12 protein-coding genes are annotated in these 14132 nt (G+C 35.1%); 4 read left to right on the plus strand and 8 right to left on the minus strand.

What is annotated here, in order from left to right; translation table 11 throughout:
* Positions 1–4: 4 nt before the first annotated feature.
* The 6 genes from ileS to gdhA all read right to left on the minus strand — a co-directional run bounded on the left by ileS (position 5) and on the right by gdhA (position 9026).
* Positions 5–3463 (minus strand): isoleucine--tRNA ligase, encoded by a 3459-nt coding sequence (ileS, locus tag BMX64_RS03440; RefSeq protein ID WP_091166341.1) that lies wholly within the window; start codon positions 3461–3463, stop codon positions 5–7.
* A gap of 266 nt (positions 3464–3729) precedes the next feature.
* Positions 3730–3933, minus strand: a complete 204-nt coding sequence (locus BMX64_RS03445; protein WP_091166342.1) for a helix-turn-helix transcriptional regulator — start codon at positions 3931–3933, stop codon at positions 3730–3732.
* Complete coding sequence (locus tag BMX64_RS03450; RefSeq protein ID WP_091166343.1) at positions 3923–4387, minus strand: hypothetical protein; 465 nt, start codon at positions 4385–4387, stop codon at positions 3923–3925. The genes BMX64_RS03445 and BMX64_RS03450 overlap by 11 nt, the downstream gene beginning before the upstream one ends.
* 110 nt (positions 4388–4497) lie before the next feature.
* The gene (gene recO, locus BMX64_RS03455) at positions 4498–5211 is read right to left on the minus strand and encodes a DNA repair protein RecO (protein ID WP_091166344.1); all 714 of its coding nucleotides are present in this window, start codon (positions 5209–5211) and stop codon (positions 4498–4500) included.
* A gap of 58 nt (positions 5212–5269) precedes the next feature.
* A complete protein-coding gene (gene porZ / locus BMX64_RS03460; protein ID WP_091166345.1) occupies positions 5270–7558 on the minus strand; it encodes a type IX secretion system anionic LPS delivery protein PorZ in 2289 nt (762 codons plus the stop codon).
* Positions 7559–7682: 124 nt separating this feature from the next.
* A complete protein-coding gene (gdhA, locus tag BMX64_RS03465; protein WP_091166346.1) occupies positions 7683–9026 on the minus strand; it encodes an NADP-specific glutamate dehydrogenase in 1344 nt (447 codons plus the stop codon).
* 265 nt (positions 9027–9291) lie between these two features.
* Between gdhA and BMX64_RS03470 the strand changes: the two genes are divergently transcribed.
* The gene (locus tag BMX64_RS03470) at positions 9292–10077 is read left to right on the plus strand and encodes a THC0290_0291 family protein (protein WP_091166547.1); all 786 of its coding nucleotides are present in this window, start codon (positions 9292–9294) and stop codon (positions 10075–10077) included.
* A gap of 69 nt (positions 10078–10146) precedes the next feature.
* Here BMX64_RS03470 and BMX64_RS03475 read toward each other — a convergent pair whose 3' ends face one another.
* On the minus strand, positions 10147–11292 hold the full coding sequence (locus tag BMX64_RS03475; protein WP_091166347.1) for a cystathionine gamma-synthase: 1146 nt from the start codon (positions 11290–11292) through the stop codon (positions 10147–10149).
* Positions 11293–11395: 103 nt separating this feature from the next.
* Here BMX64_RS03475 and BMX64_RS03480 point away from each other — a divergent pair, with 103 nt between their 5' ends.
* A complete protein-coding gene (locus BMX64_RS03480; RefSeq protein WP_091166348.1) occupies positions 11396–12139 on the plus strand; it encodes a DUF3298 and DUF4163 domain-containing protein in 744 nt (247 codons plus the stop codon).
* 166 nt (positions 12140–12305) lie between these two features.
* Here the strand turns inward: BMX64_RS03480 and BMX64_RS03485 are convergent, their stop codons facing one another.
* Entirely contained in the window at positions 12306–12764 is a 459-nt protein-coding gene (locus BMX64_RS03485; protein ID WP_091166549.1) for a DinB family protein, read from the minus strand.
* A gap of 76 nt (positions 12765–12840) precedes the next feature.
* Here BMX64_RS03485 and BMX64_RS03490 point away from each other — a divergent pair, with 76 nt between their 5' ends.
* Together BMX64_RS03490 and BMX64_RS03495 are read left to right on the plus strand one after the other, a co-directional pair.
* On the plus strand, positions 12841–13191 hold the full coding sequence (locus tag BMX64_RS03490; RefSeq protein WP_091166548.1) for an arsenate reductase family protein: 351 nt from the start codon (positions 12841–12843) through the stop codon (positions 13189–13191).
* Positions 13191–14078: a DMT family transporter gene (locus BMX64_RS03495; RefSeq protein ID WP_091166349.1), complete on the plus strand. Its 888-nt coding sequence runs from the start codon at positions 13191–13193 to the stop codon at positions 14076–14078. Before BMX64_RS03490 ends, BMX64_RS03495 begins: the two co-directional genes overlap by 1 nt.
* Positions 14079–14132 lie beyond the last annotated feature (54 nt).

Raw genomic sequence — 14132 nt, forward strand, 5'->3', positions numbered from 1 at the left:
TGTATTATTTTGAAATTAAAATCATTGTTTTTATATCGTCAAATTCAATTTCTGTCCCGTTTTCTAATTCATCTACAAAAACCAAATCACTGGTTAATGTTTCTGATTTTATATACGCTTCATTTTCAAGAATAGCCTCTTCTAAAATTCCGTTTCTCTTCAATTGAACTTTAATTTTATCAGTAACTTCAAATCCGGAATCTTTACGGATATTCTGGATTCTGTTTACCAATTCTCTGGCAATTCCTTCTTGTTTTAAAGCTGGTGAAATTGTAATATCCAGTGCAACCGTTATTCCGTTTGAGTTGGCTACCAACCAACCTTCAATATCCTGTGATGTAATTTCTACATCTTCTAAAGTTAAAATTACGTTATTTCCTGCAATAACAATATTTAGACTTCCTTCCTTATCCAATTGGCTGATTTGCTCTTTTGAAAACCCTTGTATTTCCTTAGAAATCAAGCCCATATCCTTCCCAAAACGAGGTCCAAGCGCCTTAAAATTAGGCTTAATCTGTTTCACCAAAACACCGGAAGCATCATCCAAAAGTACGATTTCTTTCACGTTTACCTCTGCTTTTATAAGGTCGGAAACAGCTTCAATTTCAGCTCTTTGATTGTCGTCAAGTACTGGAATCATTACCTTCTGCAAGGGTTGACGCACCTTTATCATTTCCTTTTTTCGGAGTGATAAAACCAATGATGAAATGGTTTGTGCTTTCTGCATTTTGCTCTCTAACATTTTATTAACATAGTTGTCAACCGAAATTGGAAACTCCGCCAAATGTACACTGTCATATTTTTCCGACTGTGTTGCTAAAGTTAAATCTCTGTAAAGTTTGTCCATAAAGAACGGAGCGATTGGCGCACCCAGTTTACTTATAGTTAACAAACAAGTATATAAAGTTTGATAAGCAGCGATTTTGTCCTGCGCATATTCCCCTTTCCAGAAGCGTCTTCTGCACAAACGAACGTACCAGTTACTCAAGTTTTCCTGTACAAATTCTGAAATCGCTCGAGCTGCTTTCGTTGGCTCATAATCCGCATAAAAACCATCTACTTCTTTGATCAAAGTGTTCAGTTCTGACATGATCCATTGGTCAATTTCCGGTCTTTCGTTCAACGGAATTTCCGCTTCTTCGAATTTGAAACCATCAATATTTGCATACAAACTAAAGAATGAATACGTATTGTATAAAGTTCCAAAGAATTTTCTTCGCACCTCAGCAATTCCTTCTAAATCAAATTTCAGATTGTCCCAAGGATTCGCATTCGATATCATGTACCAACGCGTCGCATCGGGACCATATTCTTTTAAGGTTTCAAATGGATCTGCGGCATTCCCTAAACGTTTGGACATTTTTTGCCCGTTTTTGTCTAAAACCAATCCGTTTGAAACTACATTTTTATAGGCCACTTTATCGAAAACTAATGTTCCAATGGCGTGTAAGGTATAAAACCAGCCGCGTGTTTGATCCACTCCTTCTGCAATAAAATCAGCAGGAAAATCTTTGTTTTCGTCAATTTTATCTTTGTTTTCAAAAGGATAATGCCATTGCGCATAGGGCATAGAACCCGAATCAAACCAAACGTCAATTAAGTCCGCTTCACGCGTCATTGGTTTGCCAGAAGCAGAAACCAACGTGATTTCATCGACTACATTTTTATGCAAATCAACTAAATCATAATTAGATTCTGCCATATTTCCAATTTCGAAACCTTTGAAAGGATTTTCTTTTTGGAAACCGGCAGCGATAGATTTTTCAATTTCGTTGTATAATTCTTCAACAGAACCTATTAAAATTTCTTCTTGTTTGTCTTCGGTTCTCCAAATTGGCAATGGAATTCCCCAGAATCTTGAACGGGATAAATTCCAGTCATTGGCATTTTTCAACCAATTCCCAAAACGTCCTTCTCCAGTCGCTTTTGGCTTCCAGTTGATGGTTTCGTTCAAGTCAAACATTCTGTCTTTAACTTCAGAAATTTTTATAAACCATGAATCCAAAGGATAATATAAAATAGGCTTGTCTGTTCTCCAGCAATGTGGGTAACTGTGCACATATTTCTCTACTTTAAACGCTCTGTTTTCTTCTTTTAATCGAATGGCGATTTCAACATCTACGGAACGTTCCGGCGCTTCACCTTCGTTATAATATTCGTTTTTTACATATTTACCGGCATATTCTCCCACGTGCGAAGTGAATTTTCCTTGTAAATCTACTAACGGAACCGGAGTTCCATTTTCGTCAAGAACCAACATCGGCGGGATCTCTGGCGTAGCTTCTTTAGCTACTTTTGCATCATCAGCACCAAATGTTGGCGCCGTGTGTACAATTCCTGTTCCGTCTTCGGTAGTTACAAAATCCCCTGAAATCACTCTAAAAGCATCTTCTGGATTTTGGTATGGTAAAACAAATGGCAATAATTGTTCGTAACGAATATCAACTAAATCAGCTCCTTTGCATTCCGCCAAAACCTGATAAGGAATTTTCTTGTCGCCTTCTTTGAAATTTTCAAAATCAGCTGGCTCATTACTTTCGAAGAACCCTTTCCCGAATTGTTTTCCAACTAAATTCTTAGCCAAAATCAATGTTGCCGGACGAAACGTATATTGATTGAATGTTTTTACTAAAGCGTATTCAATTTTTGGACCTACAGTCAAAGCGGTATTACTTGGCAATGTCCAAGGTGTTGTCGTCCAAGCTAAGATAAAAACTTCGTCTAAATCCAACGCTTCTAACTTATAATGCAGTAAATTATTCGAACTGATGTAATCGTAAAACTTTGAGAATAACAACTCTTTGTACGCGTCAATCACTTTAAATTGTGCCACAACCGTAGTATCCGTTACATCACGGTAACTTCCAGGTTGGTTCACTTCATGCGACGATAATCCTGTTCCTGCTTTTGGAGAATACGGCTGAATCGTGTAACCCTTGTACATCAAATCCTTGTTGTAGATTTGTTTCAAAATCCACCAAACCGTTTCCATGTATTTGGATTTATAGGTCACATACGGATCTTCCATATCTACCCAATAGCCCATTTTTTCGGTCAAATCATTCCATACATCCGTATAACGCATCACGGTTTTTTTACACGCTTCGTTATATTCTTCGATGGAAATGGTTTTCCCAATATCTTCTTTGGTGATTCCTAATTCTTTTTCGGTACCTAATTCCACAGGCAAACCATGCGTATCCCAGCCTGCTTTACGCTTTACTTGGAACCCTTTTTGAGTTTTATATCTGCAAAAAATATCTTTAATTGCACGCGCCATTACGTGGTGAATTCCCGGTAATCCATTTGCCGAAGGCGGCCCTTCAAAAAACACGAATGGTGGGTTTCCTTCACGAGTGGTTACGCTTTTCTCGAATATATTTTCTTTCTTCCAAAAATCCAGAACTTCTGACGCCACAGTTGGTAAGTCAAGTCCTTTGTATTCAGTAAATTTTGTGCTCATTTTATCCTTTTCTAAATCGAGGTGCGAAAGTAAGGAATTTTGAATAAAAGAAAGAAAAGATGAGAGAAAATAGACAAAATTGATTAGAGAATTCGATAAAATTCATAATAAGTCCGACAACATTCTATTTTAAGCAAAAACTTCTTTTAAAACGTCTAATGATTTCGGTTTTTTGAATTTTAATTCCTACTGAATCTTATAAAGCATAATTGTTTTTAAAGACTTTATATTCAATAGAATTCTTATAAATTTGAAGAATTTAACACTTATTTGTCATCATCATCCAGCTCGAAAAAATCATTAACTGATTTCCCAAACAACCTTGATAATTTTAACGCCAGAACTGTTGATGGCACAAAACGATTGGTTTCAATTGAATTGATTGTTTGCCTGGAAACGCCTATTTTCTCCGCTAATTCCTCTTGGGTCAAATTTAAAATGGCGCGTTCTATTTTTAGTCTATTCTTCATTATAGGCTTTTTTTAACTTGCGGAAAGTAAAAATCTGTGACATAAGCAAAACACCTAATACCGAAACGCCCTTACTACCTTCTATTTTAGGCATTGATGAAAAAATTGACACAATGGAAAAGTGAATAAATGGTAATATTAAATAGATCAGCACTGTCACTATTACAGCATAATTATAGGATTGCATTCGGATTTTCCCAATTAATTCATCTTCTATTTTCTCTCTTGAAATTGAAATTATAAGTAATCCTATAACTGAAACTGACAAAGCGATTCTTTCAAATAATTCGTGGTACTTAATATCTAACATATAAAGCTTAAGAGACGTAATAATTGATAAAATCGAAGCAATAAACACTACCAAACCAACAATTTTAAATTTATTAGGCAATTGATAACCTGTAAACTTATCAATTTTTTCAATATCTCCTTCTTGTTTTGCTTTTGGTTCCATAAAGTTAATTAGTTAAAGCTTGCTTTCCATAAAGAACAACAAACTTGATTAAAAGACAAATATACTTTACTTTTAAATATAAAATTAAATTATGAATAATTTTTTTTATGTTACGAAAAAACTTCTTTCAAAACGTCCAAGGATTTTGGTTTTTTAAATCCGTCCAAATGAAAACTGTAGTAATCAATCAGTATTCTCAAAACGATTTGTCTTTCAATGACATGAAATGTTTTTTGATTGTTGTCGAATCTCAAGTCAATCAGTTTTTTAAACAAATTACTTTCATGTTCCGTAAGTGAACTGACGGCATGAAAAGGCGTAAAAATACCTTCGTTCATTTCGAAAAAAGGCATATCCATATCGGAAGTATCAGGATAAAAACCCAAATATTTTGTAGTTTCCAATAATAAAATCAAGTGAAAATTAGCAATTTCATCGTGATTGTCTAACCAATGCAAAGCCGTTTCGAGAAAGGTAAACAGATGCTCATTTGTTTCTTCTTCATGAATGGAATGGTGCAACATTTCTGAAATAAACATCACGATCGTACTCTTATAAATATCTGAATGAATCGAGTGAAAAGGAGTCCCGATTTTTATTTCCTTAAAATTTTCTAAAGTGCCTTTGTTTTTATGAACCGCTTCGATTTCGAGAATGGTCAACGGTTGAAAATAAGCGATTTTCTGATTCGCTTTTCGGCTCGAAAAAGCATCTCGAACAAAGTACGATTTCAAACCATGTGAGAGCGTAAAGCATTTGACAATCAAGCTTTTTTCCTGAAATTTTAATGACGAAAGAACGATGGCTTTGGTTTTGACTTGCACAATTTTAATTTAAAGATTGAAAAATTTAAAGATTAAAAAATTAATTCACTCTTCTAAATCATCTGATTATCATTACTTTTTTAACTTTGGTTTCCACTCCGTCTTGTGCCGAAATAAATATCATATACACACCGGAAGCAACTTTGTATTTTCCAAAAGCAGTCGTATCCCATTCTATAGTTCCACCTTCAGAAGTGGTTTCATAAACCAGATTTCCTTCAATATCGGTGATTTTAATAGTGGCTTTATCAAGTAATCCGGCAATTTTAACGGTTCCATGATATTCAGGACGTACGGGATTTGGATACACATACGCATTACTTAAATCATCATTGGCAGCAGTCGAAACTCCTTTGAAAGAAACCAACCCTTTGGCAGTAGCGATAAAAACTTCGCCTGAAACGCTATTGATAGCAACATCATTTATAACATTGCTAGGTAACGGTGAGTTGTTTATTGTAAAGTGATATTTGGTTTCCTTACCATTTGGCGACACCAAAAACAAACCGGAATCAGCCGTTCCAATCCATTTATTATTCGCACCATCCACAGCAATGTCCGTAATGAATTGTTCAAACAACAATTCCTGAGCCAAGTTATCTTCTACAATTATTATTGGATTCGCCGTCATCTGTTCCTCAGATTGAAAATTACCTACATTAGGCAAAACCCGCAATCCTTTTGTGGTTCCTATCCAAAGTTGGTTTCTGGTATCTACTGCAACTGTTCTTACATTTGAAACAGGCAAATTCCCAGTATCTGGTCCTGTTGTTATTTTCTTAAATTTCCCAGAACTCTCATTAAAACCAATCACTCCATCTTCACTAGTAGAAAGCCATTTGGTTCCATTTTTATCGATGGCTATTGTTCCAAAATTATTGTCAATAGCCGAATCTAAGATATTATCCATAGCATAACTTTGCCATTGTCCAGTAGATTTAAACACTTTCAATCCATTTTTTATCCGGCTGGTGGTAACCCAAAGATTTCCTGATTTGTCAAATGCCGTTCCGTTAACCCTTATATCTACATAATCAGGACCCACAAAGGTCAAAGATTCTAAACCACTATTGGTTTGATTGTATAATATTGTAGGTACGTCATTTTCAATTTTCAATAATCCCGAGAAAAAAGAACTCGCATATACCTCGTTTTCATTGCTCGGATTAACGGTAATTCTGGTCATCGATTGTGCACGTAAAACTTGTTCATAAGGAATGTTCAACCATCCTGTTGCAGTAAACTTACTTACACCGTAACTATCTAATGGATACGGATTATAATCCGCGGAGTAATCTCCATAAACTGTCCAGAGTGCATTTGGTGTAACATGAAGCGAGAATATATTATTTCTTGCAGGGCCTATTGGCGTTATATTTTCAAAATTCACCGATGAAGATAAGGCAGTCGCAAATAATCCATTTTCTTTTGTTCCAATAAAAATATTTGCCCCTATTACACTAGCACAGGTAAAACGAATATTGCTTTCGGGGATTTGATTGGTATTTATTTGGCGTACTAAAACCATTTGACTGTTGTAAATATAAATACTGCTTGAAGTCGTCACTATTAAATAATCGGAAGATACTCTCATATCCAATGAAGGTTGAGAAAGCTGGACAAATCCTGTAAAAGAATTTGATGAGACAGAAAATTTTTGAACATTTCCAGAAGTATCAACAGCATACAAATCGGCACCAAAAGTTGTTGCACTGGACCAGCTTCCAGTAGCAATTGTTTCCCATTGATTAAAATCGATTAAGTTTTTATTGGAAATAGTAGCTCTCTTTATTCCACTATTTGTAGCAGCATAAATAAATCCATTGAACAATGCCGTTTGATTCACATTGATTTCAGCTCCATTATCCCCAATAAAATAAGTATCCCCAAACTGCATGGTAGTCAAATTAAATTGGACAATCCCAAAATCACACGATATATAAGCAATTCCCTCAAATTCCATGAAGTGATTGACTTTTTTTATATCCGCCGGAAGTTGTTTATTGATAATATCGACCACATTTAGCATACTGCCATCTACCTCATTGATGACAATTATCAGTCCGTTTTCGTATCCTACAATTGTTTTATTAAATGTTGAACTGTGGTATATAGATGAAATTGTTTGTCCGGAAAGCCCGTCAATAGTATTCGTTGTTTTAATTACGTTTGTCGATAAATTTTTTGAAAACAATGCATTTTCAGACGCGGCAAAAACTGCAGTTGCAGATTCTGAAACATCTTTAATCTCATTGTAAGAGAAATAACCCTGCCACGATAAATCACTTTGGGCAAAACCCTTTTGGATAAAAAGTAAAAGCAAAAAATACAAAACGCTCTTTTTCATTATTTGCATCAATATTTGTTTACAAATATAGAACAAACGAAAGTCTTAGCATTTTGTTACACAAAAAAAATGCCTTCGACCAATAACATCGGCAGAAGGCATTTTAAATTATAATTTACCTGATTTATACCACTCCTTGAGCCAGCATAGCATCAGCTACCTTAACAAATCCGGCAATGTTCGCTCCTTTTACGTAGTTCACATATCCTTCGTCATCAGTACCATATTTTTTACATTGATTATGGATTCCAACCATGATTTCTTTTAACCTAGAGTCTACTTCTTCACTGGTCCAGTTCAAACGAATAGAGTTTTGAGTCATCTCTAATCCAGAAGCTGCAACACCTCCGGCATTTGCTGCTTTACCTGGTGCAAAAAGCACTTTCGCTTTCAAGAATTGTTTGATCGCTTCTAAAGTACATGGCATATTTGCCGCTTCAGTTACGCAAATAACACCATTTGCTATTAAGTTTTTAGCATCTTCCTCGTTCAACTCATTTTGAGTAGCACAAGGTATTGCAACATCAACTTTCACTTCCCATACACTTTTTCCTTTATGGAAAACAGCATTTGGATATTTTTCTAAATAAGCTTCAGCTCTATTGTCACCTCTTGCTCTCATTTCAAGCATGAAATCAATTTTGTCTCCAGAAATTCCTTCTTCGTCATAAATATAACCATCAGGACCTGAAATAGTAACTACTTTTCCACCAAGATCATTTACTTTCAAAGCAACTCCCCAAGCAACATTACCAAATCCAGAAATAGAAACTGTTTTACCGTTAATGCTTTGACCAATAGTTTTCAACATCTGTTCCGCGAAATAAACTACTCCGTAACCCGTAGCTTCTGGTCTGATCAATGATCCTCCGTAAGCCAATCCTTTACCAGTTAATACTCCGGTAAATTCGTTTTTGATTCTTTTGTATTGACCAAATAAATAACCAATTTCTCTGGCACCAACTCCAATATCCCCTGCAGGAACGTCTAATTGCGGTCCGATGTGTCTGCACAATTCAGTCATGAAAGACTGACAGAAACGCATCACTTCACCATCAGATTTTCCTTGTGGATCAAAATCAGACCCTCCTTTTCCTCCGCCCATTGGCAAAGTGGTTAAACTGTTTTTGAATACTTGTTCGAATGCTAAAAATTTAAGCACGGATAAGTTTACAGTATGATGAAAGCGTATCCCACCTTTGTACGGACCGATTGCAGAGTTCATTTGAATTCTGAAACCTCTGTTTACCTGAATTTCACCACTATCATCTACCCAAGGAACACGAAATATAATTGAACGCTCTGGCTCCGACATTCTGAGAAGCAAATTTTTTCCATCGTATTTTTTTTGCTCTGCAATAAATGGAATTACAGTTTCTGCAAATTCCCTAACAGCTTGAATAAATTCAGGTTCATTTGGATTTTTGGCTTCAACTTGAGCCATAAAATCATTTATTTTTAGTAACATAGACTATAATATTTTAATTATGAAAACGATTTCGTTGTAATTTACAAATATACATTTTATAAAAATATTCAGACTCTGTTTTCTTAATTTATCAATAGAATTATCTTTTTATTAGACATTCACAAACAATTACGTTTAAGATGTGCCCATTTAAACCAAATGACTACCACTTTCGTAAGTAAATAAGAATTTGTCTGCTTATTTTTAATTTTTTTAATAATTGATGTTTACATATATTTGCAACGATTCGAAATTTGAAATGAAAATGCTTAATTATAAAATTATTGTTTTATTTATTCTATTTGGATTTTCAGGTGCAATAAACGCTCAAATCGGTATCGCCCACGAAGTAGGAGTTGTGTTTGGTCCGGTTATGTTTAAATCCGACTATGGTTCCCGCAACGATTTGGGAACAAACATAAATAATAATGGATTTGGAATAGGACTAGTTCATTATTTAAATTTTTCATACAACACCAATAATGAGACTTTTTTTTCTGAACACTTTAAAATACGTTCTGATATTTCATATAACAAGAGTGAATTCAAACACTATGGGGAGTATGTCGAAAAAAGTAGCAATTCTATAGGAGTCCAGCAACTTAGGGCCATGCGAGGTTCTTCAGGAATTTTCAATTTAGGAACACAACTTGAATATTCTCCGATAAAAATTCATAACTTTGAAAAAACAATCAGCAGTTTTGGACCTTACGCCAGTATTGGTGCCCAATTGAGTTATTATTCAGCCAAAGCAAATTCTACACTTGGAGAATTGGGAATTCCATCAATTACTTTCCCAAAATACCTAACTCCTTCAGACGGTCATCCTTTCGGGTTTTCAAATGAAAGTAAAGCTGTTTTCTCTATCATTTCAAGTATTGGAACACGATACAAATTAAGTCCTTTACAAGATTTAATTATCGATTTTAGATTTCAGTATTTCAACTCTGATTGGGTGGATGGCTTAAATCCAAATCCTGCAATCTATAAAGAAAACAAAGCTAATGACTGGTTAGTTTGGGTGAATCTAGGGTATATTTATTATCTATAAAACGACGAGGTAAAAAAAAGCTCCAATTCTAAATTTTAGAATTGGAGCTTTTTTATTTAAGATATTCCGTTACGCTAATGCTTGTTTCAAATCTTCGATTAAATCCTCAGCATCTTCAATACCTACGCTTAATCGAACCAAATCATCTGTAATTCCAACTTCCTTACGCTTGTCTTCCGGAATAGATGCATGTGTCATCAAAGCCGGATGATTTGCTAATGATTCCACTCCGCCTAAAGATTCTGCCAGTGTGAAAACTTTTAGTTTTTCCAAAAAGTCAATTGCATCTTCTTTTTTGCCCGACACAAAAGTAAATGACACCATTCCACCAAAACCACTCATTTGCTTTTTAGCAATTTCATGATAAGGATGGCTCGGTAATCCTGGGTAATAAACTGTTTTGACTTTTGGATGATTATTCAAAAATTCCACCACTTTACCACCATTTTCACAATGTCTTTCCACACGCAAATGCAAGGTTTTAATTCCTCTAAGCACTAAAAAACTATCCATTGGTCCCAATGTAGCTCCTGTTGCAAATTGTTGAAAATGCAATTGTTCTCCCAACGCTTCATCTTTTACAATCAAAGCCCCTGCAATAACATCAGAATGGCCGCCCAAATATTTAGTCGCCGAATGCATTACAATATCAGCGCCTAAATCCAATGGTTTTTGCAAATAAGGCGTTGCAAAAGTATTATCAACCGCAAAAAGAATTTTCTTTTCTTTAGTGATTTTTGCGATTTCTTGAATATCGGCTAGTTTCATCAAAGGGTTTGTTGGTGTTTCTACCCAAACCAGTTTTGTATTTTCATTAATTAATGACTTGAATTTTTCGATGTCATTCATATCCACAAAATGGAATTTTATTCCAGAATCTTTATAAATTCGAGTAAACATTCTGTAGGTTCCACCATATAAATCGTCCATCGCAATGATTTCATCCCCAGATTTAAAAGAACGCAAAACACAATCCGTTGCCGCTAATCCTGAAGAAAAAGCCAATCCTCGTGTTCCGTTTTCGATACTTGCCAAGGCGTTTTCAAGTGCGCTTCGGGTAGGATTTGCAGCTCTACTGTATTCATAATCTGGATTTATAGGTTGCCCAGGACTGGTTTGTACAAAAGTTGATGTTTGATATACTGGAGGCATAACCGCTCCTGTGCTTGGGTCGTGGTGCTGTCCACCGTGAATGACTTTAGTATTGAATTTCATAAGTTGAATTTTTTTGATGCAAAAATGTTTTACAAATTTACCCTTTAATTTTATCTAACCAAGCTACAAGTAGGTACCTTTGTATTTAATTAACAATTTTGAGATGAAACACTTTATTATTTACACTTTACTGCTTTTTTCTGCTGCGCAATGTTCTAACGAATTGGTTTTTGAAGAGGAATCTTTTCAGAAAAAAACAACGATGCCCTGCAAAGAAAATTGTCCGTCAATTAGTGTAAAAATACCCGTTGCAAATGCCGTCCCGGTTGTAGCAGACAGCATCAATAAAAAAGTATTTTCGGTAATGAAAGAGATTATTTATTTTGGAGAAAAGCCCTATTCAGCAACTAATTATGATAGCTTATTGGCTTCATTTATTAATTCTTACGAGAAACTTCAGAAAGAATTTCCCAATGATAAATTTGGGTGGGAAGCTGACATTGAAGGAAATGTAAAATACCAATCAGATGCTATATTGAATATTGAAATCAAACATTACACCTATACTGGTGGCGCTCATGGATACCAAGGTTTGCGCTCCCTGCTTTTTGATCCAAATACTGGAAAATCAATATCGAATGAGGAATTATTTAATGATAAAGGAGCATTCAAGGCTTTCGCCGAAAAAAAATTCAGAGCAAAATATAAAATTCCTGCAAACAAATCCATCAATGCAACCGGATTGATGTTTGAAAAAGAGAAATTCCAATTGCCCCAAAATATTTTTTATACCGATAAAGGATTGCTGCTATATTACAATTCCTATGAAGCCGCATCGTATGCAGATGGACCAAAAGAATTATTATTGCCGTACACTGAAGTGAATGATTATTTGGCGTTTAAATAATAAATGGTCTTTAAAAAAATTAAACATTTTTTAAAGACCAAATAGTGTTTTTTAACGATTCGCTAGCCCCGATAGAAGCGGATATCCTTTTCCTTTTTTCTTTAAAAAGGAAAAGATATAAGCGAATAGCGGGATTAAGCTCCCGATATTCATAGAGGTATAAATCCTAAATAAACTTTCTGATAATCATCATATTACCAATATGAAGCCCTTCATGGAAATTACTGAAAGCCATGGCATCCTCGGCATTTCTTAAAACGTGATCGCCAGTTGAAGTGGTATATTCCATGTAGTTTTTGAAAATTTGATTGTCATAATCTACTTTTGTTTGTTGAATAGTTTCAAACAATAACGATTTGATTTCGTCTACTTCGACTTGGGTTACGATGTGTTCCGGCTTGGTTCCCTTTTTGTATTTCTCGACTAATTCATCAGAAACCATCATCGGCAAACCAGAAAGCTTGTATACTAAAAGTTGTTGCGACACGATTATATGACCGATGTTCCAAATCAAATTATTGCTGAATCCTTCCGGAATTGTGTTGAGTTGGTCAAGATTGTATTCTGATAGAAATTTTGAAACCATATTTCTGCTTGTAGTGCTGACGTCGAATAATTGATTCATTTTTTTATTTTTTTGATAAAAATAATCATTTTCCGTGTCAAATGAATTTTCTTTGCACAAAGAAATCGCTATTTACATGGACATAATATACTATCTCGCTTCTTGCGACACCTGCAGAAAAATTATAAAATCATTACCGAAAGAACATGATTTTAAATTTCACGACATCAAACAAGATCCAATTACTGTTGCCGAATTAGAAAAAATGCGCGAGCTTTCAGGAAGTTACGAAGCGCTTTTCAGCAAAAAAGCACAGTTGTACAAATCGATGGATTTAAAGAACAAATCGTTGACCGAAGACGATTACAAAAAATACATTTTGGAACATTACACGTTTTTGAGTCGTCCTGTTTTTATCATCAAAGACAAAATTTATATTGGCAATACCCAACAAAATATGTTGCAGGTAATGAAAGCTTTGGTATAATGTCCAAAAGAAATCTTGCACTAATTGGCGCCACAATTGTCTCTATAATTTACGGTGTCACGTTTACCATTGCCAAAGATGTCATGCCGTTGTATATTGACGCCTATGGCTTCATCTTGTTGCGCGTGGGCGGTTCGGTGCTATTGTTTTGGCTGGTTTGGCTTTTTATGCCAAAGGAAAAAATTGCTCTCAATGATTTCCCTAGAATAATTGCGGCTGCTTTCTTTGGCGTAGCGTTTAATATGCTTACGTTTTTCAAAGGATTAAGCCTTACTTCTCCTATTAGCGCAGCGGTAATCATGGTTTCAACACCGATGATTGTTTTGACGCTTTCAGCCATTATCATGAAAGAACGCATGCAAAAACGAATGGTTTTTGGGATTATCCTTGGATTAATCGGAACTGCTTTTCTTATTCTGTACGGAAAATCCATTGGCAGCGCCACAAACGCCGGATTAGGAAATTTTCTGGTTTTGGTCAACGCCATTTCCTATGGATTTTACCTGATCATCGTCAAGAAATTAATGGATAAATACAATGCGTTTACGTTTGTAAAATGGATTTATTTGTTTGGTTTTATTATGGTTTTGCCTTTTGGCTGGAGCCAATTTCAAACTGTTGAATGGGCTTTAGTCCCAACGGATATTTGCTGGAAAATAGTATTTGTAGTTGTTTTTTCGACTTTCCTGACCTATTTGCTAAATTTGCTTTCGATGAAAGAATTAAAACCAACTACGGTTGCCGTTTTTATTTATTTACAACCGCTATTCGCCACTATTTTTGCGATAAGCTTGGGAAAAGACGAATTGAGTTTGGTGAAAATTGGTTCAGCCATTTTGATATTTGTCGGCGTTTATTTAGTTACACAGAAAAAGAGTGTTCAGTAATCAGTGTTCAATCGTTGATTTGGAATGTTCTAATTTCAATCCATTTACAAGTCA

This window comes from Flavobacterium sinopsychrotolerans, assembly GCF_900110375.1.
Lineage (GTDB): Bacteria > Bacteroidota > Bacteroidia > Flavobacteriales > Flavobacteriaceae > Flavobacterium > Flavobacterium sinopsychrotolerans.

Coding starts and splice junctions, on each gene's coding strand:
- ileS (WP_091166341.1), bottom strand. CDS start 3,463: ATGAGCACAAAATTTACTGAATACAAAGGACTTGACTTACCAACTGTG.
- BMX64_RS03445 (WP_091166342.1), bottom strand. CDS start 3,933: ATGAAGAATAGACTAAAAATAGAACGCGCCATTTTAAATTTGACCCAA.
- BMX64_RS03450 (WP_091166343.1), bottom strand. CDS start 4,387: ATGGAACCAAAAGCAAAACAAGAAGGAGATATTGAAAAAATTGATAAG.
- porZ (WP_091166345.1), bottom strand. CDS start 7,558: ATGAAAAAGAGCGTTTTGTATTTTTTGCTTTTACTTTTTATCCAAAAG.
- gdhA (WP_091166346.1), bottom strand. CDS start 9,026: ATGTTACTAAAAATAAATGATTTTATGGCTCAAGTTGAAGCCAAAAAT.
- BMX64_RS03470 (WP_091166547.1), top strand. CDS start 9,292: ATGCTTAATTATAAAATTATTGTTTTATTTATTCTATTTGGATTTTCA.
- BMX64_RS03475 (WP_091166347.1), bottom strand. CDS start 11,292: ATGAAATTCAATACTAAAGTCATTCACGGTGGACAGCACCACGACCCA.
- BMX64_RS03480 (WP_091166348.1), top strand. CDS start 11,396: ATGAAACACTTTATTATTTACACTTTACTGCTTTTTTCTGCTGCGCAA.
- BMX64_RS03485 (WP_091166549.1), bottom strand. CDS start 12,764: ATGAATCAATTATTCGACGTCAGCACTACAAGCAGAAATATGGTTTCA.
- BMX64_RS03490 (WP_091166548.1), top strand. CDS start 12,841: ATGGACATAATATACTATCTCGCTTCTTGCGACACCTGCAGAAAAATT.
- BMX64_RS03495 (WP_091166349.1), top strand. CDS start 13,191: ATGTCCAAAAGAAATCTTGCACTAATTGGCGCCACAATTGTCTCTATA.